Source organism: Fluviicola taffensis DSM 16823 (assembly GCF_943372375.1).
GTDB lineage: Bacteria > Bacteroidota > Bacteroidia > Flavobacteriales_D > Crocinitomicaceae > Fluviicola > Fluviicola taffensis_A.
Genome location: NZ_CALRYJ010000003.1, coordinates 164,341 through 187,328, shown reverse-complemented (window position 1 = coordinate 187,328; position 22,988 = coordinate 164,341). Strand labels below are relative to the sequence as shown.

Sequence of the window (22,988 nt, the reverse complement as noted above, 5' to 3'; positions counted from 1 at the left end):
GGATCTAAACTCCAATTTCATGCTCAATTCCTAATTAGACTCACTCCTCATCAAAAAAAAACCATTCCTCATTTTTGTTCCAAAAAAGTGAATACATTTATCGGCAAATATTGACAGCTCAAAACACACACACATTGATGATTCCTTATGCCTTGAAACCAAGCTTGAAAAATGTCGGCTTTTTAATAATCATACTACTTGCTTGCTCTAATGTTTTTGCTCAAAAAGCCACAGGTTATTTACCTATGCCGGATGGGAAATACGAAGAAACAAGAGTTCCCTTCCGTTCCACAAAAAGTGATGGTGAACTACCAAAAGCATACGTGATTTCCCCGGATTACTTTCCTCAACCTGGCGATCAGGGTAATATGGGGTCTTGTGTTGGCCGGTCAACCGGATACGCATTCGCATCTTTTTATTTTTCAGCTAAAAACCAATGGGGAAAACCGGTGAACTATTCCAAAGTAATGAGTCCCGCCTATGTGTACAACGGAATTCGTGAATGTAATTGCGGTCCTGATTGCGGATCATATATCGCTGATGCATTGGAGTTATTAAAAACGAAAGGGATTGTTCCATGGGAAACGATGCCTTATAGCGATGATGACTGCACAAAACCAATGGAATCAGTATTTTCCGTAGCTGGAAATTATAAGATCAAAGGCTACAATCGTTTGGCGAACAAAATGAATTTCAACGAATACAAGCAATACCTGAGTAACGATGTTCCCATTATTATTGGTGTACCTCTTGGGAAAGGATTTGACGGTATTGGAGCAAATTCGACCGGGATTTTTAAATGTACCCAGGTTGAAAATGGCGGACATGCAATGCTGATGACTGGTTATGACGATGAAAGAAAAGCATTCAAGATCATGAATTCATGGGGAAATAGCTGGGGTGATCAAGGACATGTTTGGGTGGATTATGATTGCTTCAAACTCATGATGGGAGGTTCCGGTGGAGAAGCTTACGTTGTAAGTAAAGATTACGAAATAGGTGGTGGAACAAATAATCCGGTTGTAGTTAATCCGGTTTTGCCTTCTTCGGAAACCATTACTGCTGATCAATTTGAAATTTACGGTTATTCCGAAGAAATCGATAGTAATTATTTTTACGTTTCCTATGCATTGGCAATAAATAAAAATATTCAGGATCAGGTTGCGAAGGTGATTTATATTTTCGACGATCCTGATTTTCCGGAGCAATACATATCCTCTGATGAAGCTCCTTACTTTCCGACTGCATACGAAGGACCTTATTGTTTGGAAGAAATGCAGGCGATTGTTTACCTGAAAGACGGGAAAACTGTTCAGTTAACTTTTGATGGTTGTCAGGTACTGGACGAAGAGGATAATTACGTTGACGATGGTGGTGAAGAATACGAATATATTGATGTCCGGCCGGTTGTTACAGCTCAATCGCTAGACGACGATTCCGGCAATTTTCACTTTGATATTCAATTAGTAGGGCTAAGTGCTTATAAAGACCAGATTGAAAAAGTAGTTTACGATTACAATCACGAATCGTTTACAACCCGTTACGTGACGGTTACCGATGGCAACGATAGCTATAAAACCGGTTACAATGGCTGGGGATGCCTTAGCGGATTGATTGCAACTATTTATTTCGATGACGGAACAACCGAAATGATTACTATCGATATGTGTGACGAATTGGGGTGGTAAATTCATTGAATATGAGTTAGGTAGATAAGACAAAAGCCTTCTGAATTTCAGAAGGCTTTTTTTGTCCTAATATCTTTTCGTCCTAAAGTCTAAAAAAGGTTAATCCAAAATATCTTCTTTCGTATTGGAAAAAGTTCCGAGCAACTTTTGAAGTTCTGCTTTTTCAGAGTTTTTCACCACATATGTATTTGACCAAGAGTCATGCCATCCGCGTTCTCCTAAACAGGAAAATGCTTCGAAAGGAACTGCACGAGCAAAATTTCTACCTAAAAGAGTTGCGATTTTCGGTTTTTCAGCATATTCATCAATTACTGTATAGCCTAATATCAATTTTCCCAATGTGGTTCCGAAAGATGCTTCCAGAATAAAATAATAACTCACAAATATCAGTATTCCAAGTAGGCGTGATGTAATCGGATTATCCCAAATCTCAAATACTCCGGCAAATGCGGAAATAACACCAATAAGGAAAGCTAAAATGTAAACAAAGACAAGGTCAATTAAGTAATATCCGAAGCGAACACCTTGACCAACAACAACCGGTGGTCTGGCAACCATTTTCGTTACCGGAACTTTAATGGTATTTCCGTTTTCATCCGTTTCTTTTTTATAGGTTGTTTTCTCAACCTTTAGATTTTCGATGGTTTTCATTTCGATGGTTTAAAGTTTAAATTTATAAGACAGAAGACGACTGTATCAGTCTTTAGTCTTCTGTCTTAAGTCTTATTTTGCTGCCTTTACTTGTCTCAAGCGTTCGTATAGAATCATTCCTGTCGCTACTCCAACATTCAGGGAAGAAATATCTCCAGCCATTGGAATGCTCAGGCGTACATCCGACATTTTTAGTAGGTCATGGGAAATACCATCTTCTTCCGATCCGACAATAATTGCTGTTGGACCAAAGAACGAATAACTTTCCGCAGAAACCTTTGTTTTTTCCGTACATGAAACGATTTGAAAACCACTTTGCTGCAAATAAAACAAACTGTTTTTCAATAAGTCTGTCTTACAAACTGGAATACTGTGCAGTGCTCCGGCTGAAGTTTTAATTGCGTCAGCAGAAACCAAGGCACTTCCTTTTGACGGAACCAAAATAGCATCCACTCCCATACAAGCTGCAGTACGTGCAATTCCACCGAAATTACGCACATCTGTGATGCGGTCCAGTACCAAAACACATGGTTCTTTCCCTTCTGAAAGCCACTGGTCGCACAATTCCTCGATATTTTTGTATTCAACCGGAGAAGTAAATGCAATCACACCCTGGTGATTGTTCACTGTCAGTTTATTCAATTTCTCAACAGGAACAAATTGCAATTGGTATTCTTTGCCAATCAAAGCAGTTCTTAATTCCTCAAACAGATCCTTATCGATCCCTTTTTGAATGAGAATCTTGTTGATCTCCACTTCGTTTTTGATCGCTTCGATCACTACACGAATCCCATAGATGATATCCGACGGATCTTCTTTCGGTTTACGGTCGAAGCCGCGATTGTTGTCTTTGTTAAATCCTCCGCCTCTTTCTTCGCGGTCGTTTTTCTTATTATACATTGAATGTGATTTCAAGTTCGAGTTCTTCACTAACTGATTTTGCCACCGGACAAGCCAAAGCAGCACGTTTTACTTTTTCGATGGTTGTTTCGTCCCAACCATTGTTTCTCAGGTCGATGTCAATCACCAATTTTCCAATTCTTCGCGGAGAAGCAGCCATAATTTTGGTCACTGTTGCAAAGCCATTTTCGTAATTGTAACCGTGTTCTTTACAGTAAATCCCGATGATACTGATCATGCAGGAAGCATAAGCTGTTGCCACCAAATCCGTTGGGGAGAACTTTTCTCCTTTTCCATGATTGTCTGTTGGTGCGTCCGTATGAATGACTGTGCCGGATTGAAGATGCGTACATTCCGTTCTCAATCCACCAAGGTATTTTACTGTTGCTGTTGCCATAGAAAAATAATATTACTGCAAATGTAGGGTTTATTGGATGGATGAGTACAATGAAATTTTATTTAGTTTTTTCAATAGATTTTTTTAAGTTTATAAATAGGAATCAACATGAAAAGTAATTTGTAAGTATAAATGATGTTTTCCCCTTCCCGTGACCAAATAAAATGAGACGAATTCTAATTATTTTTAGTCTGATCGTTATCTCATCCTGTAGTTTTGTGCATTACACGGGAACTAAGAGTGCAGTTGATAAATCAAAATTGGAAGTTGAGAATTATCTTGTCAAGAATAAAGTTACTTTTCAGGATTACAACCTTTTTATAAAGGATGAGTTAATTGATTCATTATCCAATAAAAAACACGCTGTAAATTTATGGCAATTTGAACATGGCGTTGAGCAATCAACCATTCAATTGCGAATTTACGATTCACTTGGAGCACTGGTAAATGGGTACGTTCAATGCTATGGAGAATTTAAAAAACTAAATATTTTATCAGAGAAGCCTTTTAAAAGTTTCAACCATCTACCTACTAATTTTGATTTGCGATTTAAGGATGATTTTGATCTATGGAATATTACTGATTCTGATCGACAAGAAATTTTGGCAAAGGCAAGTGGTAAAAAATTCACTTTCGTTGTTTACTGGAATATCTGGTCTAATTATTATTCGAAAATAATACTTAAAAAGCTTAGGGAATATTTGAAGAAATTTGAAATGAAGAATGAAGTTTTAATCATCCTTGTTAATACAGACTATTCTAAGCAAAGTTGAACGATTAAAAATTCTTCAAGCTGTGAAACTTTTCAATTCTCAATTTTCAATTAAATTGATTGCTTCTTCGTACTTTTGTAGAATCAAAATTAGAGTGATTGAAAAGATCTATTTTTGAATAGCGGAAAGACACGACTATGTCAGAAGAAATAACAACAGCAGATAACAAAGTTCGCATCAAAAAACCAAGCTGGTTGCGTGTAAAGCTCCCAATTGGTGAGAATTACCGCAAGGTAAGAGCATTGGTTGATGAACATAAATTACATACCATTTGTGAAAGTGGTTCTTGCCCGAATATGGGGGAATGTTGGGGGGAAGGAACCGCTACATTTATGATCTTAGGGAATATCTGTACACGTTCCTGTGGTTTTTGTGCTGTGCAAACGGGGAAACCGGATGAGGTAGATGAATTCGAGCCAGGAAAAGTGGCGCATTCAATCAAAACCATGCAGATCAAGCACGCGGTGATTACTTCAGTAGACCGCGATGACCTAAAAGACGGAGGTTCCGGAATCTGGGTTCAGACCGTAAAAGCAGTTCGTCATCAAAGTCCCGGAACGACCATGGAAACCCTGATTCCCGATTTTGCCGGAAAATGGGAAAATTTGCAACAAATTATTGATGTAGCTCCTGAAATCGTTTCTCATAACCTGGAAACCGTTCGCCGTTTGACCAAACAAGTGCGCATCCAGGCAAAATACGATCGCAGTTTGGAAGTTCTTTTCCGCTTGAAAAAAGGGGGGATGCGGACTAAATCAGGAGTAATGCTTGGTTTAGGAGAAACAGACGAGGAAATCATCGAAACAATGCAAGATTTGAGAGCTGTAGGAGTGGATATTTTGACACTCGGACAATACTTGCAACCAACTCCGAAACATTTACCAATCGTTGAGTTTGTGGAGCCGGAGCGTTTCCAGAAATACGAAAAACTAGGATTGGAAATGGGCTTCCGTTTTGTAGAAAGCGGTCCCTTGGTGCGTTCTTCCTACCATGCTGAAAAGCATATTTTTGATTTGTAAGAAACAGACTTTCATTCCCTTTTTAAAGTCCCAACTTCCCGGCGATAAACTGTTCGGATAGATTCAATTTATTCGTTTTTGAGAGTGTTTCAATCAATTTTCCTTGTGCCGATAGGTAGGAGATTTCGCGCGCATTAACCAGAAAAAGGGAGCTTTCTCCATTAAGAAAAAGGGTTCGTTCTGCATCAGTCAATTGCCTGTATCTGGAAGCAATGGTCTCCGCCATTTGAGCCTGAGTTACAGCGGTATTCCATTCATTTCTGATTTGAAGCTGCTTGGTGCGCAATTCCCGTTGCTTCAATTGTTGTTCCAATTGGGTGTTTTCAATTTTCACGTTGGTCATCTTTAAACTATTGCGTTCTTTTCTCAAGAGAATAGGCATGTAAAAGGTTGCTCCCCATTTGTAATTAGACCATGTGTAATTGGTTGAAATAAAATCGGATGCCGGAGTAAGCAAATTGTAATTGACGCTCAGTTGAGGTTTGAGTTGTTCCACTTTTAATTTGCGTTCCAATTTCAAATCGGATAATTTCCAATCGTAATAGCGAACAGCCGGGTGTGTTCCCATGGAATCAGCGAATGTTAGTTTGGGTTTGTTGATGGAGAGCAGTTCAGGGACGATGCTACTGTCCAATTGTAATGGGAGAATCCCTTTTTCCCAAAGAAAATTTTCAACGGCTATTTGCGCATTGAGAAGGGTTAATTTGCGTTGTTCCACTTCCATTTTTCGCAAAAATAATTGTGCGGATGCTTCAACGGTATCAATGTAAGGTCGGTCTCCCAGTGCAGCATTTGAAAGCAGTTGGTCAAAACGGGTTTCGGCAAAATCCAGTCCTTCTTTAGCGAGTTGGTATTGCGCTTCCTGCTCTTGCCATTGGATGAATGCCTGTCCCGCTTCATACAACAATTCATTCAGGGTTAATCGCTGTTCAACGTAGCTTTGATTCAATGCGATTTGAGCACGTTTTATTTGCGTTCTGCGCTCATCAGTAAACATTCCACGTCCCAATTGCGCCTCGAAACCCAAATAAGTCAATCCTCCATCCGGCACACGATCTTGCGGATTCAGGTAAGTCCCGCGATTCCAATCTCCCATAGCTTTTACATCGATTCCTAAACGTGTAGGAATTTTAATTCCAGTGGAAAGGGTGCTGTAATAAGTTGTTCCATTGAATACTTTTTGGTCAACACCGCCCAATAAAACCGGATCAAAACTACCTTTAGACTGACGAATAAAGAGCTCTGCCATTTCAACCTGATTGGTGGCTACAAGTGCTACCGGATGATTTTCCTTTACATGCATCAGAAATTGATCCAAGGTAAACTGTTGAATGGTGTCTTGAGCCCAACTTGTGCCAAGTGTAAAGATAAAGAGGAAAACTACTTTCATTATTTTTTGTCTTTTGTCGAAACCTTATCGGATAGGTAATAGTTTGGAGGGAATCCATTGATTTTTCGCCATAATTCATACCAAACGGGAACATTGTCAAGAAGCGTCATCGTTTTTACGGCAACTCCCATTCGAAGCTCTTTGGGCCAAGGATGATCCTTTGTGTCCGGAGCAACCAATACGCGGTATTTTCCATTCGGACCTACAAAATTGTCAATAGCAACTACTTTTCCGCCATACGAACCATAGCTTACCATCGGCCATCCTGAAAAGACGATTGCTGGCCATCCATCAAATTGCAAACGCACTTCATTTCCTACATGCACTAAAGGCAAGTCTACGGGTGATACAAACATTTCAACGGCAAAATCAGAGAGATTCGGAACGATGCTGACTAATTCTGCTCCTTCTTTTACGGTTTCTCCTACACCATTTTTGAGTGCTTTCGAAATATATCCGTCTTGCGGTGCCGTCACATAATAATATCCGGATCGGATGCTGTAGTTGGTAATTTCATTCTGCATTTTGGTTACCGTTGCTTCCGTGTCGTATAATCCGGAAAGTGCAGTTGATTTTTCGGATTCACTTTTTGCAATTTTATCCCGGTAATCTGCATCAATGGATTGAACTTCGGTTATCGCATTGATTAATTCATTGCGTGATGAAAGCAACTTGTTTTCCAGGCTCACTACTTTTGCCTCCATTTCCTGAACTTTCAGCCTTTTATTCTCCAGTTCTGTAAGTGATTTCAGGTTTTGTCGATGCAATTCTTCCGTTCGTTCATATTGCTTTACCGCAATTTCGAGCTGCTTGGAGTTGGCGCTGTAATCCATGCTGTCTGAAGTCACTTTTAATTTACTTTGCTTGACTTTATTGCGCGCTTGCTGAAGTTTTAATACACGGTTGTCAATCAAGGCGTCGATTTGTCTGTCCAGTGATTTTACTTTTGCCATGTAGGATTCAGCACTGTTTTCTTTCGATCGCATGGCAGATTCTGATCGCTGAATCAGCGCTGGGTCCATGTATTCGCTTTTGATTTCACTGAGGAAAACTAAAGTGTCTCCCTTTTTAATAAATTGTCCTTCTTTGACATGCCATTTTTCTATTCTTCCTCCGATGATTGCGTGAACAGTTTGTGGTCTGTTATTGGGGCTAAGAGCAGTCACTGTTCCCGGAGAATCAATGTTTTGAGTCCAAGGTAAAAACAGAATAATAAGCAGTATTCCGAAGAAGTATAAACTCAATCGTCTCCAGCGCAAAGGAGTTTTTAATTTCTTGACTGTTTGTATGGAGTGATAAGATTCAAATCGTTTCATAATCCTAAATCATTAAAATCAATTTTATTCCAGTTTACGGGAAGTACATTTTCCGTGGCTAGTAAAATGGTTGTTTTTTGGTTGAATTGAGATATGTCTTCAATCAACTTGAGACGGTCTTTGGCTGTGATTGGTGAACCAATAAACGAGATGATTAAGAGATTCGGTTTGTTTACGATAGCCCTCGCAATTAACAAACGATCCCGTTCTTCTTCCGATAGGAATTTATCCGATTTACTGATTCGGGAGTCTAATCCTTCCTGTCGGTATTTGTACAAGTGGGCTAGATCTACCAGCTTGAGAACTTCCAGCACTTGCTCATCGGAAATAGCCTTTCTTCCGAACTGTACATTTTCGAGTAGACTTCCTTCAATTAAATGTGTTCCTTTTGCGAACCATCCGATTTGATCAAATCCGGCAGTCAGTTGATTTCCATCCGGAATGTGGAAATTCCAGCGGGGAGCAAAGTTCATGTCGATCGTCGGGTCAATAAGCTGGCGTAAAAAGGTATTGACTTTTATTTGATTGTTTCCGATTAGTTGCGTGTTTTGACCTTTTTCGAAGTGAATAATTGCTCCGTTTTCGTTGGTGTGCAACTGAATGAGTTCTATGGGAAACAGCTCGATTGTTTTTTCTGTTACATTTTCATCGAACGTAACCGGGATGTCTCGAACTTGTTCCAGTTTTTCCAAAGAAGTACATACATCGTAAAGTGTTTCGAGTGACTGAATGATTTTTTCCACTGCGCCGAGTAACAATAAGATAAGTACTTCAGCTGCCACAAATTGTCCTAAGTTGATTTGTTGTGAGATTACCAGGTAACCACCCAGACCAAGCAGCGAAGCAACAATTAAAGCTTTGATAGCAATCATCCAAATGAATTGTTTCCATAAAATCTGAAAGTGATCTTCCCGACTTTGCAGATAGGCATTTGCATGTTCATCCAATCGATTTAAGGACAGTTTTTCATTGGGTATTAAACGAAAACTCCAATCAGCCCGCGCAATTTCCTGTAGCCAGTAAGCACTCGCATATTTGTGTTTCGATTCCTTCAGGGAAGTTTCCAAGCCTCTTTTTATAATCGGACGGAAAATGACCACCAACAGTAAAATCAGTAAAAAACTAAAGGCAATATAAAACGGATGATAAAGTGATAATACAAAGAGGCTGAAACCGATTTGTAAAAGTGCGGAAGTAAAATCCAATAAAACTTTTGAAAAGCCTTTTTGTAAACTGATAACATCAAAAAAGCGATTCATGAGTTCTGCGGGAATTTTCCCGGAGAGTGCCTGACGGTTGAACCGGGGAAAGCGATGAGCAAAGTCAAAAGAGTAATGAACAAATATGCGCTGCTGGATGTTTTCGGTGATACGCAATTGCATAATTTGCATCACTCCCGTTAGGATAACTCCGAGAATTACAAGAATTACCAGCAACATCCAGGAAGTGGTGATTTGCCCACTTTGGATGAAATGAATCACGGATTGAATACCCAGTGGTAAGCTTAAGCTTAATATTCCGCTTACGACTGCATAGAAGTAGAGTGCTGAAATGTCTGATTTTTCCAGTTTGAGTAAGTTACTCAAATGTTTCAAAGGATTAATCGTTGATTTTTCCATTTGTTTGCAATGAAGAAGTTAATAGATGGAGATAAAATGAACTAATTGACTGATGATTTTCACTTCTGTTGGTTAAACGTGGCAAATGATCGGCAAAAAAATGTTGTAAATGAGCTCCTTCAATGATAGTTGTGATTAGCATATTCGGATAGGAATAATTGGGATTGATCTGTTGAATGAGTTCCGCCAAATACTCTACGAGTTTTTTGTAGTTCTCAAATGCCCCCGTTTTATTGATGCTATCTACCTCTTTTGTTAGTAGGGATTTAACTCCTTCTTGCTCAATAATTTCCTGTAGTTTAGCCTCGTCTATAAAAGGTGTGCGTTGATCATCTGAAGTACGTTCAATTAATAGGGAAATTGCTTTTTCAAGTCGCTCAAGAGAAGTTCTTAAAGGATCAATTTCGTGTTGTATACGGTAATTCATCCATCCCCAATACCAAGAGAATAGAAACAATAGCAATTGGTGTTTACTTTGAAAGTAACGGTAAACACTGGCCTCGGTACATCCGATTGATTCACTTAACTTTTTGAGTGTAAAACGTTCAAAACCAATCTCTTGAATTAAGAGTATGCTATGCTGAATAATGGAAAGCCCCAGTTTGGTTTCTTGAGGGTCTCGCAAATACGTGCACTTTGGTTGGGCAATTTTAAACTGAACAATCATTTTTTGATAGTAATGCTATTATTGTCAAATGTATTACTATTATTTTAGGATTAGTTCACTTTAACATTTTTTGATGAAAATTTAATTTTAGTATTATATAGATATACCATTCCTATTGGAATCGGATGTTTTTCTGATGTTCAGAATTAACTAGTGCATTTTAGCAAATTTTAGCACATTCTTTTGCATTCTGCATGAATTCTTACCTTAACGTTTAGATCAATTTCTAAAATTTATCCATTCTCACAGCTATAGATTTTTAGCACATTCTTTTGCATTTTGCTCCCGATAGCTATCGGGATTGCATTTTCAATAGGCATTCTATGATTCTTATAACTATTCCTTTTTAGCACATTCTTTTCACTTTTCAATTCTCATTTTTCAATTAATACTTACCTTTAACCCACATTTTAGAAATTGAAACTATGAGTACGTTTGATGTTGCGATTATCGGTTCAGGTCCAGGTGGATACGTGGCTGCTCTTCGCTGTGCACAATTAGGATTGAATACTGCTTTGATCGAAAAATACCCAACTTTGGGAGGAACTTGCTTAAACGTGGGATGTATTCCTTCAAAAGCCTTGTTGGATTCATCTGAGCACTTTTTCAATGCGAAGCACAATTTTGCAACTCATGGTATTAAGCTCGAGAATTTGGAAGCTGATATCACTCAAATGATTGCCCGTAAAGAAGAAGTTGTTGCACAAACGTGTAACGGAGTGAAATTCTTGATGGATAAAAATAAGGTGACAGTTTATCAGGGTGTTGGTTCTTTTGTAGATAAAACTACCATATCAATCAAGGACGAAAAGGGGAACTCGACCAATATCACAGCTAAGAATACCATCATCGCAACCGGTTCGAAACCAAACTTCTTCCCGGGAATGGAACCGGATAAAAAACGAATCATCACTTCAACTGAAGCGTTGAAAATGACAGAAATTCCTAAAAGAATGATTGTTATCGGAGGTGGAGTTATCGGTTTGGAATTGGGATCTGTTTATGCCCGTTTGGGAACTGAAGTAGATGTCGTTGAATTCGCACCAACTATTCTTCCAACAATGGATCTTTCATTAGGAAAAGAATTGACTAAAATCTTGAAAAAGGAAGGGTTCAAGTTCCATTTGGAGCATAAAGTTCAGAAAGTCGAAAACACCGGAAAGGGTGTGAAATTGACGGCTTTGAACAAAAAGAATGAAGAAGTTACGCTGGAAGCAGACTATTGTTTGGTAGCTGTTGGTCGTAAAGCATATACAGAAGGATTGGGATTGGAGAACATTGGTTTGACTGCAAACAATCGCGGACAAATTGATGTGAATGATCACCTGCAAACAACCGTTCCAAATATCTACGCGATCGGAGATGTTGTTCGAGGAGCAATGTTGGCTCACAAAGCGGAAGAAGAAGGAGTGATGGTCGCTGAGCAATTAGCAGGACAAAAACCGCACATCAATTACAATTTGATTCCCGGAGTCGTTTACACCTGGCCTGAAATCGCTTCAGTTGGTAAAACGGAAGAAGAATTGAAAGCTGCAGGTGTTGAATACAAAGCAGGTTCTTTCCCGATGAAAGCATTGGGTAGAGCAAGAGCTTCCATGGATATTGCAGGATTTGTCAAAATTTTGGCTGATGCTAAAACAGATGAGGTATTGGGAGTACACATGATTGCTGCACGTGCTGCGGATATGATCATGGAAGCAGTTACTGCGATGGAATTCCGTGCATCTGCAGAAGATATTTCCCGTATCTGTCACGCACATCCGACATTCTCAGAAGCAATCAAGGAAGCGGCACTTGCTGCAACTGACAACAGAGCATTACATATTTAAGAAATAAATCAAAATTTGAAAAGCCCTTCCGAAACTCGGAGGGCTTTTTGGTTTTACCCGCTAATAACGCAAATTTCGCGGATTTTTTGCAGCTTGAATTGCCAATCAAATTTTAAATCTGCGTCCTTCCGTGAAATCTGCGGGAAATAATGAATCGAGTCATTTTCCGTTCTTCACTTTTATGTATTTTTGCAGTGCCTTAAACTAGTGTGATGAGTAAAAAGATTGGTGTATTATTGATTCAGTTGGGAACTCCGGATAGCCCCCAAAATAGTGATGTTCGTCGTTACCTGAAAGAATTCCTGATGGATCCTCGGGTGATTGACATTCCATTCTTTTCTCGTTTGCTACTTGTTCGCGGAATCATTGTTCCGTTTCGAACACCCAAATCAGCGAAGATTTATAAAGAGCTTTGGGATCTGGGAAAAGGGAAATCACCTCTTTTGACACATACCGAAGAAGTGAAGCGTTTGCTTCAGAAGCGATTTGATTCGGATAATGTGACCGTGGAAATGGCGATGCGTTATCAGAATCCTTCCATGGAATCTGTTTTAGACCGCATGCACAAAGCAAACTATGATGAATTGATTATTCTCCCATTATTTCCGCAATACGCAAGTGCCTCAACGGGGTCTGCAGTTGAAAAAGCAATGGATATCATTCGTAAATGGTGGGTGATTCCTGAAATCAAAATTATTTCTCAATTCTATAATCACGAAGGATATATCGATTCTATTGTGGAAAGATCGAAGGAATTTGATTTGGCTTCTTATGATAAGATCATGTTCTCCTATCACGGTTTGCCTGAACGCCAGGTGGATAAAGTATATGACGACGGATTGTGTTCGGATCAACCTTGTGAATCGGAGGTGAACGACCATAACAAATTTTGTTATAAAGCTACCTGCTATGCTACAACGCGTTTGATTGCGGCGAAGCTTGGATTAAGTGAGGAGCAATATATTGTCAGTTTTCAGTCTCGGTTAGACAAAAAATGGATTGAGCCTTTCTCTGATAAAATCATTGAGCAATGGGGAAAAGAAGGAAAAAAACGAATCCTTGCTTTCAGTCCGGCTTTCGTTGCAGATTGCCTGGAAACATTGATCGAGATCGGTGGGGAATACCAGGAGATCTTTGAAGAACACGGAGGCGAAAAAGTGCAATTGGTTCCAAGTTCAAATGATCACCCACGTTTTGTTGACTGTTTGGAAGATTTGATCCGAAAAGCGTAATCGGTTTCCCCCTCAGATAAACCCTCATTACAAACCTCAAAAATACAGATAGACATCCCGCACGTGCGGGATTTGCCCAACGCTGATAGGTGTTGCGTGTATTTTGAGCTGTAAGAATCTAATAAGGAGATTATACTAAAAAAGCCATCCTACGTTTTTGCGAAGGATGGCTTTTTTTTAATATGTTAATTGGCATTACTCTGCTGTCAATTTCCCAGTCTGAATGATCACACCGCTATTCATTAGCTTGTAGTAATAAACACCGGATGGAAATCGACTCGTATCCAAACTTGTTGCCTTACCTGTAATTGTCGTTTTGAACTGTTCCGCTCCCAGCATGTCATAGATAACCAATTCAGAATTGCTTACCAGGCTTGCATCGGTAAATTCAACCGTTGTATAGCTTGAAAAAGGATTGGGATAAACGGAGATGATATTTGCCGTTTCCAGTGATGTAAGTCCTAAAGTGGCGCAATTCGTTGGGATCATTGTTGCGATCGCTATGGATGCATTAGTCGATAAAGCACCGGTTGTTATCAAGGCTCTACCGTCAAGTAAAACACCGGAATTCCCAATAGCGGCATTGTTGCAAATGAGCGTTCCTCTGAAGATGGAATTGGTGCTGATGTCTGCCGCTCCTTCTACTTTCCAATAAACATTTTTGGATTGCGCACCGTTCATTAAGACAATATTCGAATTTGTACCGGTGGTGAGTGCACCATTTATCTGGATAATAAATATGGCATCAGCGTTGTCCATTGCGTTGAGATACACCGTATCTGTCAATGTGGCTGCTGCATTCATCAAATAGGTATGAGGGGTTAAAACCAGGTTGTTTCCAAACTGTGCAGGATACAATAACTCAATATCATAAGGAAGAGCATTGACATAATTGTACATCAGTAGCAGGTCGGAAGCACATTGTGCAGTTGACCCATCAGGTGATAAATGGATTGTACCATTAACAAATGCCGCATTGTAACCAGTCGGATCATCTGAATTACTACCTACATCACCGGTCACGTATGTTGCTCCGGTATTGGAAATAGCTCCATTGGAAGAAAATAATCCATAACAAGCAGTAGCACCAAGTTGCGGTGCGGTAGGACCGTTAAGAGCAGGGCTTCCGCAACCAATTGGCGTATAAGCCATCGTTCCATTTAATGTGATTGCTCCTGCTGTAGAAAATGCACGTCCCTGAAGCGTATCTCCAATCGTCATGTCAATCGCGGCATTATTTGCAATGATAGTTCCGCACATAAAAGTTCCTGAAGCCAGATTTACTGCACCTTCCACTTTCCAAAAAACATTGCATGCTTTTGCATCATTGATCAGATTTATTTTTGCTGCAGCTCCGGAAGACAATGTTCCCTGAATTCTGAAAATAAAGACAGCATTCGGATCATTCTGTGCGTTAAGGGTCAATATTCCATTGATAGTTGTGTTGCCTGAAATCGAGTGAACTCCTGCCAAAAGTGTTTGACCGCTTCCAAGTGAAGGTGCCGGTGAATTGGTAGTAACTGCATTGTCAAGTTGACCATATGCTATCAAAAGATCAGTAGCGCATTGAGCCGTAGCTCCATCACTGCTGTGCATAACACCATTTACATTGCCGAAACCGGTTACAGGACCATTGTTTGAACCGACATTACCCGTAATTTGTGACAAACCGGTATTGGTTATAGCACCTGAAGTGGAGAAAAGAGAAAAGTTTGCGGCAGTGCCAAGAGTGGGTGCTTGTGCTTCTGTCATAGATGCGAACGCCCATATAGCAATACCTGTAAGTATTGAGGGTAACTTATTTATCATAAAGTTGGATTAAAGGCAAAAGAATATTCGCCTTAGGTGAAAGTAGTCTATTTTTGTTCTTAATAACTATATAAAAGAAATTATAAGTTACATAAATCACTGATTACAGAATGTTCGGTATCTGGATGAAGTACCAGTCTATTATTTTCCAAATCTTTTCTGTACCGATAATTCAGCGAAAAACGGCAGCGTAGGATTATCTTTGAAATTCTGCGCGTAAGCTTTTCCTACTGTAAGGAAAGTGCTCCATGAGTGATATGACCAGTTTCCACGAACTCCGAATTTGAAAGTTCCGCCTGAAGCTTTATACCATCCGTCCCTGATTTGAGGATAATATTCTTTCAATAAATGATGTTCAATATGCGTAGCCATCGTTTTGTCATAAGCAGCTACCAGAACTACTCCGACTTTCGGTCTCAGATAACCGAAATTTAGCGAGAAAGCAGCAGCCGTGTTATAAAGCGTTGCCATGGGTGAGGAATACCTACGTGTGATAAATGAAAGTTTAGTTCCCAAAGATAAGTGATCGTTATGCCACAGTTCGGTTTGAATATTCAGGTTCCAGCGCCAGTCATCGATAAGCTCTTTTCCAAAAGGGAGAGTCAGTTCTGTTCCGATAAAAACAGGCTTGTATTTGTTTTTAATGGAATATGCATAAGAAACCCCATAATAGGAGCTAAAATCAGCTCCAAGATAAAGGGATGCTAAATGGTTCGATTGGTCATTCATCGAACGCCAGTTAACATCTTGTGCAATTGTTTTGGTGAGAATACAAACCGAAAAAATAAAGAATATAATTGATTTCATTTTAATTCATTTAAGTAAGTAGCTGCTTTTGGGTAAAGATCTGTCCAGCCGAAATACAGCATTTCATGCCCGCAGTCTTTAACTATTTCTAATTGTGTATTGGGGTAAGCAGATGAAACAGTAGATGCCCATTCCGCTCCGTATGCCTGATTTCGTTCACTATATAGAAAAAGCACTTTTGTTGAAAAGGAATGGAGATTTGTAGTGAAATCGAAATTGTATTTTTCTGCATTTTCAATCAACTTTTCAAAAACAACTGCTCCATTTCTCCAAAAGGGATAAGACCCGGGATTTCCAATGGTATTTCCCGGAGCATTTTCGAATGTGGAAAAAAAACTGGCTTTGTAATCCAATATTTCCTGCTCATCCCGACCCGAGATAATTTGTTCCGGAAATACAGCATCATTCAAAGCTTCTGAAAAGAATTTGATTTTATTCGAACGACTCAGATAATCACTGGTCTGCGTCCAGGTAAAACCTCCCGGTTCAGCAAGTACAGCTCCACTAATCTTTTCCGGATGCTGATTTACATATGCTGTTGACAGCATTGCACCCCAGGAATGCCCCATTAAGAAAACTTTTTGCGAAGGTGCTTGCTGAAAATGATTGATTAATGCGTCTAGGTCATCAATGTAGAGTTGAACAGCATCCTTGTTTTCGTATTGGCTTTTATCTTCCCGTTTAGAGAGGCCTGTTCCGCGTTGATCGTAAAAGATCACAAAAAATCCGTCTTGGACAAAATCCGTTGCATTTAGAAGTGAGCGATAGTCTCCTCCAGGTCCTCCATGTACCATAATCAATAACGGATCCGAAGGATTTCCATGGGTTTCCACATGAAGAAGGGTTGCGTTGATGGAAAGTGAAGGTAATGACGGGTCTTGATCGACAGTTCGTGGCACTAAGGCACCTGGTTCTGACATATCCACTTTCTGACATGCCGACATCCAACACAAGTTGAATAGAAGGATAGTGATAATTAGTCTGTTCATAATTTTTTGATGCAAAACAAGTGGAAGAATTCCAAACAGGCGTGCGTGCTTATAGGGAAATACACAGGACGAAGTACGCGAACGGATTATCGGCTTTAAATCAACTGGTTGAGCCTGTGTTCGTGAGAACAGGAAATGATTGGATTATCCTTGAGGGAAATACTCTGAGGGTGTTTTCCCTGTTTGAATTTTGAAATATTTGTTGAATGTAGTTTTAGAATTGAAACCACAATCATAAGCTAGTGAGAGAAAAGTAAATTTTTTGTTTTCTGGCAGTGATTGCAGGCACAAAAATTCATTAATCCTGTAAGTGTTGATGTAATGATAAAATGTTTTGCCTGTTTCGGAATTGATGACCTGAGAAAGCTGATTTGGATTCAGATTCATTCTTTTGGCCAGTTCATTTAAAGTCAATTCACTTTCCTTAAAAGGTTTTTCATCAACCATCAGTTCTTCCAGTCGTTTCATGATATCGGAAACCTGTTCTTGATCAAGTCCTGATTTGGCGTATTTTTCTTTTTTCTCTTCCGGATCCGAAATGGAATTCAGGTTTGTTTCCAAAATGGGTGTATGCGGTTCTATTCGGATTGGGATGAAAATGGACACTTGATTGATTCCAAAAAAACCGATGAATAAGACGAATAGGGTAACTCCTCCGAATATAATATTGTCGTCAAAAAATAACGCAAGCAGCCAAATAAAGCCCAATCCGAAAGTTAAGTACTCCAGCCACCGAAGCATTTTTTTATCTGTATTCGATAAATGATCCTGAATTGTTTTTCGATGATTCCGGATTTTCAAAAGAGTTAAAACCGAATAAAAAGCACCAGATAGTAGAATGAATGTCAATTGTACAAGAGAATACCATTCGAATCCTTCACCTCCGGTTTTAAAAACAGTGATCTTTTCAGCATTGGATAACTGATAAAATGGGATAGCCAAACCCAATAGGATAAAGAAAGGTATCAGATGAAGTATAATTGCAGATATACGCGGAATCCTATTTTCAGTGAGCGCAATGGTGTAAAAATAGAGAAAGACCACATGCAACATTGGTAAAGGAAGAATTACTCCAAGAAGCCACGGATATTCATAATCAAGTCTGCTGTAATGAAGATAATGTAATAATATATGAAGGGAAATCACAGCCAACCAAAAGGCAAGCACATAGTCATGTATCCTCTTTTCCTTTTTGAATGAGAAGAGAATAAGAAGAAAACATGTAATGCTAAAACCCGTGATAAAAAACATAACATTGAATTAATTTCCGATATGAATTTTCTCAAAGTTCAATCAAATCCTTTTCACTTCTGCATGCTCATCCTGATAATTATCGGGATTCAATTTATTTTAGATCTCCTTCCAATTCATCAATCGCTCCAGCTCCGAATTGGTCGTTCGACCATTTATAAGTAGGAAGTCCCTTTTTTAACTTTACGAATGTAGGGAAATGACCTTCTGCCAATTTCACAGAAGCTTCGATGTCTTTTGCCAATGCGATATCAAAATCACCTGCAATCAATTCGCGATATAAACTCAATCTTTGTTCTTCTTCCGCACAAACTGAAAAGAGCATTTTGATGTTGGGATTGCGCTTTTTGATCAATTTTAAGCGAGTGATAGATTCCAAACAATAAGGACAATTTGGAATGGTAACAATTAACAAGTCATACTTTTCATCCACTTTTACAGTGCTTTCTTTTACTTCTGTTCCTTCCGAACTAAAATCTCCCTGGTAGATCGGATGTAAAACAAACCCGACTGCAAATGGAGTGGCAAATAAAACCAACCCGACAACCAATTTCACAATGCGTGATTTGATCTTAAATCCTTTAATGAAAGAATAAACCAACAAGATTCCGCCGATTGCAAGAGTCAGGTAAGGCAATAATTTCGACATGGTCCAGGAAAAACCGCTGTCCAATAAGCTTGATTCAAAAGATTTAAAAGTGAATAGCGTAATGCCACAGATGATTAGTACAAGAGAGAAGAGAATCTTCATGAGTTGATTTTTTGGTAAAATTAAAAAATATATGGTTCGTTCAAATGTAACCCTTTGAACTTTTATATAAGTCCGACACTTAAACCGACTCCCAATAATATCGCAGTCAATTTTGCGAGATTGAAACGATGGTTTTCATTTGTTTCGAAAATAATGGTGGTGGAAATATGCAGGAACATTCCGACAACCAATGCGAGTAGGATATCCATGAATGGAATCGATGAATCCATCGGGATGAGTTTACCGAAAATCAATCCGAGTGGTGTCATTAAACCGAACACGATCAGTAGAATCCAGGATGTGCTTGATTTAATGAGTGATTGCCTCAATAAAGTCATCAGCGCAATGGCAACCGGAAGTTGATGCAGGATAATTCCCAGTAAAAGTGAATTGTGGTGCTGTCCGATCAGATGATCGTGATCATGACCATGTATGGTATTGTTTGCCAAGGGAATTCCTTCTATAAATGAGTGGATGCTTAAAGAGATCAACATGCCATAAGGAATCTTCTTGTTTGCATGCGCATGGATGTGTCCGTGTTCGATTCCACCGGAAAAATATTCCAGGAATAATTGGACCAGGAAACCAACCAGAACCCAAACCCCGATAGAAGTGTGTTGCTCTGCGTATAATTCCGGTAAAAAATGAATGAAGGCAATAGCCAAAAGAAAACCACCACTGAATGCCAGTGACAATTTAATAAATGTTGCCTGATTCTTCTTTTCAAGGAACACGACCAGAACACCGCCTATTACGACAGATAGGATCAAAAAGAAAATGGTTGCAATTGACTCGTTCATTTCTTTTTGCAGATAAGGATTAAGCGATCAGATTGCTCCAAATCAAATGTTTCCAACTTGTAATTCCCAGCCAATTGCTGAATTTCAAAGTTTGCTTCGGATAGTAATTTCTCAAAATCACCCAGTTCCAATGCCTGGACTTTTTCTTGAAAGAAATAGGATTCTCCTTGGTATTCAAAAGCGATGGTCTTGATGATCCGACCATTCACCACTTCTTTCTTGATGTGAAATAGGATATCACATTTTTTAATTTCCTGGCGGGAACGCAAATCGCGAACCACTTTATGTGCATTCATGAAATCGATTACCAGAATTCCAGGTTCAATCAATGCATCGTAGACACTTTTCAGAACCTTCGCATTTTCGCAGACATCTTCGAAATACCCGAAACTCGTAAACAGATTGAAAACGTATTGATAGTTCTCATCCAATTTTTCACGCATGTCATGTACAAAAAAGATAAGGTCCGGATCAGAATGTTTTTTGGCTTCCTCAATACTATTCGGTGACAGGTCACAACCCGAAACTTTCAATCCATGGGAAGCGAGAGCTCTGGAATGCCTTCCCGCACCACACGCCAGATCCAAAGCACCAGATCCTGGCTCCGGATTTAGTAATGCCACCAAGTTGTTTAGGAACTCATTAGCTTCCTGATCGTTTCGTTCATCATACAATACATGATAGAACGGGGAATCGAACCAAGTGGAAAACCATTCTTTTTGCTTATCTAAATGCATCATTGTTGCAAAAGTAATTCTTTTTTGCCAAACGTTTTTAAGAATGACTCCAAATTCCTTTGGAAATAATGGCATTTTACGACGAATTAGGACGAATTTTTATTTCGCGGTATTGCGAGATTTCAGAATTAATCTATTTTTGTTAAACAGGTTTTGAATGTTTAACCTCCACTCACTGAAATAAGTTGATTCTTCGGATCCATCCAACTGGATCGTTATTTTTTTGTTTGTGGGTTAAAACTCAGAATTAAGCTATTCACAAAAAAATCACTATCTATGAAGAAACTAAGCGCAATTGTAATGCCGGTGATCTCTGACATGAAAGAGTCACACATTAAACAACAACTTTTAGCCTATTTTCCGTTGCAGGAAGAAAAATTTTCAATTATTGAAAATACGTTTCAAGCCCTGACAGCGGTTAAACAGGATCCTGAAACACTGAGATCATTTTTTCATAGCTGGAGTCAGACGAACAACAGTGCAGTAACCGTTGCCGGATTGAGTAATCGTATCACGATGATGGTTCATGAAAATCAAGAGGTACTAAGTGAACATGATTTGTTTAAATCGGTTGCCAGTCTGAATCGCATTGTTGATGAAGATTTGGCGGTAGTTGGTCAGATTTTACATTCTATTTTGTTTTATCGTATGGCAACGAATATCAGTGGAGATGACAGTTGGTTGTCACATCGTTACTTGTGTACGGAGGCAAAAGAGTTTAAGGCATGGAAGGACAAAAACTCCTTACGCAATAAAGATATCATGATTGGTTTGCTGACTACTTTGGTGCACGAAATATACACACACGGAGAAGTGGAGTTCATCTTACCGCTTTTTGAAAATTGGTTGAAAACAAACAGCGATTTATCGGAGCAGGATATTCAGCTTTCCCTGGCGTGGATTGCAGTACATTGCGGACCAACTGAGAAGAATCACTTCTTCCATGCGGTAGATGCGGTTTATTCCTTTGCGAAAGCAACCGGATTGTCTGTCGAAGACTACGATCTGAAGGAAATCATCACGACTTATCTGACTTTAAAAGCGGAAGTGATGAGTACCTTGAATAATCAATTGGTGCGTTCGGGGGCAATGATGCAATGATAGTGAACAAGACAGAACCGGCAGAATGGCAAGGGCGTGGTATTGAACTTGCTATGAATGGATTGGATCAGGATCAGGTAAATTTTCAGCTAAAGCAATTTTTAGGAGAGTTATCCTACAGTGTTTCCAATTTGCCTGTTTTGATAAACGAAGGCGATTTGAGCGAATTTCAGCACTTGTCTGAAGTCTTGAACCGGGCTTTCATTCAGATCGTTCAGCATTATTTTTCAGACGAACGCATTCGGGATATTTATCAATTGGATACGGAGTTGGAAGCTATTTTAAAGATGGCTCATCCGTATCCTTATCAAGTCGGGATGTATCGCCCGGATTTTGTCATTGATTTCACAGGACAAAAGAAAATCTGTGAAATCGGCTGTCGGTATCCGTTCAATGGCTGGATGTTCAGTTATTACCTGAATGAGGTCATTGCAAAACTCGTTCAACCAGATTTTGATAATTGGTCGGAGGTATTCGGGTTAAATGATTTCCTGGATGATTACGTAAGGACTTTGAATCCCTCGGAACCTTTGTTTTGGATCCATGATCAGGAAAAAGGAACCGAAGTCAATTACCTGTTTCGCGAACTGGAAAAGCGGAATATCCGGGCAGAATCCATCAGTTCCTCTGATCTATACCTGAAAGAAAAGCGCATGTTTGTAGGAGAAGCTGAGGCTCAGCAGTTTATTCTGGAAATGGACCGTGAAGAATTAAAACAGATTCATCTTTCTGTGTTGGAAAGCTTGATCGCATCGGGTAAATGTACGAATGATGTTCGTTCATTGATTTTGGTTCACGATAAACGTGTTTTAGCTGTGTTGTGCAATAAGCAAATCATGAGGGATTATCTTTCGGAGACGGATTATGCTTTTTTAAGCCGTTTTTTGATTCCGTCATTTATCCCTGACACCGAAGAGAAACGGAATGAACTAATAGACTCAACAAAGAACCGGGTACTGAAAAACAATAGTGGAGGAAGAGGGATCGGGATGTATGTCAAGGATGATTGTGATCCGGAACTCTGGAGCCGGATTGTGACCTGTGAATGGTCGAAGTACATGGTACAGGATTATGTCGATCAGAAATACTTTGACTTTTACTCTGAAGGAAAAAACGAACCAATCAATGTAGTGGGGCTTTTACTGTGTAAGGATGGATGGTCTTATGGTCCGGGAATCTTTCGCGGATCAACTGAAAAAGTGATCAATATGCATGAGGGACGTGGAGTCTTTTTGCCTTGTGTGGTTGAAAAAAACGGGTAA

21 protein-coding genes are annotated in these 22,988 nt (G+C 39.4%); 7 read left to right on the top strand and 14 right to left on the bottom strand.

Annotation, left to right across the window (positions count from 1 at the left end):
• The first annotated feature begins 110 nt into the window (after window positions 1-110).
• Window positions 111-1,688 (top strand): C1 family peptidase, encoded by a 1,578-nt coding sequence (locus AAG807_RS06575; RefSeq protein ID WP_341901775.1) that lies wholly within the window; start codon window positions 111-113, stop codon window positions 1,686-1,688.
• A 99-nt stretch (window positions 1,689-1,787) separates the two neighbouring features.
• Here the strand turns inward: AAG807_RS06575 and AAG807_RS06570 are convergent, their stop codons facing one another.
• From AAG807_RS06570 to AAG807_RS06560, 3 genes are all read right to left on the bottom strand, one after another.
• On the bottom strand, window positions 1,788-2,339 hold the full coding sequence (locus tag AAG807_RS06570) for an RDD family protein (RefSeq protein ID WP_341901774.1): 552 nt from the start codon (window positions 2,337-2,339) through the stop codon (window positions 1,788-1,790).
• Window positions 2,340-2,411: 72 nt separating this feature from the next.
• Window positions 2,412-3,239: a 23S rRNA (guanosine(2251)-2'-O)-methyltransferase RlmB gene (gene rlmB / locus AAG807_RS06565; protein WP_341901772.1), complete on the bottom strand. Its 828-nt coding sequence runs from the start codon at window positions 3,237-3,239 to the stop codon at window positions 2,412-2,414.
• Window positions 3,232-3,636 carry an OsmC family protein gene (locus AAG807_RS06560; protein WP_341901771.1) on the bottom strand — a complete coding sequence of 135 codons (405 nt, stop codon included), beginning with the start codon at window positions 3,634-3,636 and terminating at the stop codon, window positions 3,232-3,234. The genes rlmB and AAG807_RS06560 overlap by 8 nt, the downstream gene beginning before the upstream one ends.
• A 164-nt stretch (window positions 3,637-3,800) precedes the next feature.
• Between AAG807_RS06560 and AAG807_RS06555 the strand changes: the two genes are divergently transcribed.
• Window positions 3,801-4,409, top strand: a complete 609-nt coding sequence (locus AAG807_RS06555; protein WP_341901769.1) for a hypothetical protein — start codon at window positions 3,801-3,803, stop codon at window positions 4,407-4,409.
• 137 nt (window positions 4,410-4,546) lie between these two features.
• The gene (gene lipA / locus AAG807_RS06550) at window positions 4,547-5,428 is read left to right on the top strand and encodes a lipoyl synthase (protein WP_341901768.1); all 882 of its coding nucleotides are present in this window, start codon (window positions 4,547-4,549) and stop codon (window positions 5,426-5,428) included.
• Between the two features lie 22 nt (window positions 5,429-5,450).
• Here the strand turns inward: lipA and AAG807_RS06545 are convergent, their stop codons facing one another.
• The 4 genes from AAG807_RS06545 to AAG807_RS06530 are packed head-to-tail and all read right to left on the bottom strand — an operon-like array spanning window position 5,451 to window position 10,420.
• Window positions 5,451-6,818: a TolC family protein gene (locus tag AAG807_RS06545; RefSeq protein WP_341901765.1), complete on the bottom strand. Its 1,368-nt coding sequence runs from the start codon at window positions 6,816-6,818 to the stop codon at window positions 5,451-5,453.
• Window positions 6,818-8,134 (bottom strand): HlyD family efflux transporter periplasmic adaptor subunit, encoded by a 1,317-nt coding sequence (locus AAG807_RS06540; protein ID WP_341901764.1) that lies wholly within the window; start codon window positions 8,132-8,134, stop codon window positions 6,818-6,820. Before AAG807_RS06540 ends, AAG807_RS06545 begins: the two co-directional genes overlap by 1 nt.
• On the bottom strand, window positions 8,131-9,753 hold the full coding sequence (locus AAG807_RS06535; protein ID WP_341901762.1) for an ABC transporter ATP-binding protein: 1,623 nt from the start codon (window positions 9,751-9,753) through the stop codon (window positions 8,131-8,133). Before AAG807_RS06535 ends, AAG807_RS06540 begins: the two co-directional genes overlap by 4 nt.
• A complete protein-coding gene (locus AAG807_RS06530) occupies window positions 9,734-10,420 on the bottom strand; it encodes a TetR/AcrR family transcriptional regulator (RefSeq protein WP_341901760.1) in 687 nt (228 codons plus the stop codon). Before AAG807_RS06530 ends, AAG807_RS06535 begins: the two co-directional genes overlap by 20 nt.
• Window positions 10,421-10,845: 425 nt before the next feature.
• Between AAG807_RS06530 and lpdA the strand changes: the two genes are divergently transcribed.
• On the top strand, window positions 10,846-12,249 hold the full coding sequence (lpdA, locus tag AAG807_RS06525; protein ID WP_341901758.1) for a dihydrolipoyl dehydrogenase: 1,404 nt from the start codon (window positions 10,846-10,848) through the stop codon (window positions 12,247-12,249).
• Between the two features lie 212 nt (window positions 12,250-12,461).
• On the top strand, window positions 12,462-13,481 hold the full coding sequence (gene hemH, locus AAG807_RS06520) for a ferrochelatase (protein WP_341901757.1): 1,020 nt from the start codon (window positions 12,462-12,464) through the stop codon (window positions 13,479-13,481).
• 195 nt (window positions 13,482-13,676) lie between these two features.
• Here the strand turns inward: hemH and AAG807_RS06515 are convergent, their stop codons facing one another.
• The 7 genes from AAG807_RS06515 to AAG807_RS06485 form a co-directional block, all read right to left on the bottom strand.
• A complete protein-coding gene (locus AAG807_RS06515; RefSeq protein WP_341901756.1) occupies window positions 13,677-15,290 on the bottom strand; it encodes an ice-binding family protein in 1,614 nt (537 codons plus the stop codon).
• 141 nt (window positions 15,291-15,431) lie between these two features.
• The gene (locus AAG807_RS06510) at window positions 15,432-16,097 is read right to left on the bottom strand and encodes a hypothetical protein (protein ID WP_341901754.1); all 666 of its coding nucleotides are present in this window, start codon (window positions 16,095-16,097) and stop codon (window positions 15,432-15,434) included.
• Entirely contained in the window at window positions 16,094-17,086 is a 993-nt protein-coding gene (locus AAG807_RS06505; RefSeq protein WP_341901752.1) for an alpha/beta hydrolase, read from the bottom strand. Before AAG807_RS06505 ends, AAG807_RS06510 begins: the two co-directional genes overlap by 4 nt.
• Before the next feature lie 144 nt (window positions 17,087-17,230).
• Complete coding sequence (locus AAG807_RS06500; RefSeq protein WP_341901750.1) at window positions 17,231-18,337, bottom strand: helix-turn-helix domain-containing protein; 1,107 nt, start codon at window positions 18,335-18,337, stop codon at window positions 17,231-17,233.
• Window positions 18,338-18,431: 94 nt separating this feature from the next.
• A complete protein-coding gene (locus tag AAG807_RS06495) occupies window positions 18,432-19,088 on the bottom strand; it encodes a hypothetical protein (RefSeq protein WP_341901749.1) in 657 nt (218 codons plus the stop codon).
• Window positions 19,089-19,150: 62 nt separating this feature from the next.
• The gene (locus AAG807_RS06490; protein ID WP_341901748.1) at window positions 19,151-19,888 is read right to left on the bottom strand and encodes a ZIP family metal transporter; all 738 of its coding nucleotides are present in this window, start codon (window positions 19,886-19,888) and stop codon (window positions 19,151-19,153) included.
• Complete coding sequence (locus AAG807_RS06485; RefSeq protein ID WP_341901746.1) at window positions 19,885-20,700, bottom strand: methyltransferase domain-containing protein; 816 nt, start codon at window positions 20,698-20,700, stop codon at window positions 19,885-19,887. The genes AAG807_RS06490 and AAG807_RS06485 overlap by 4 nt, the downstream gene beginning before the upstream one ends.
• A gap of 201 nt (window positions 20,701-20,901) precedes the next feature.
• Between AAG807_RS06485 and AAG807_RS06480 the strand changes: the two genes are divergently transcribed.
• Both AAG807_RS06480 and AAG807_RS06475 read left to right on the top strand, forming a co-directional pair.
• Window positions 20,902-21,726, top strand: a complete 825-nt coding sequence (locus AAG807_RS06480; protein WP_341901745.1) for a hypothetical protein — start codon at window positions 20,902-20,904, stop codon at window positions 21,724-21,726.
• A 2-nt stretch (window positions 21,727-21,728) separates the two neighbouring features.
• The gene (locus tag AAG807_RS06475) at window positions 21,729-22,988 is read left to right on the top strand and encodes a hypothetical protein (protein WP_341901744.1); all 1,260 of its coding nucleotides are present in this window, start codon (window positions 21,729-21,731) and stop codon (window positions 22,986-22,988) included.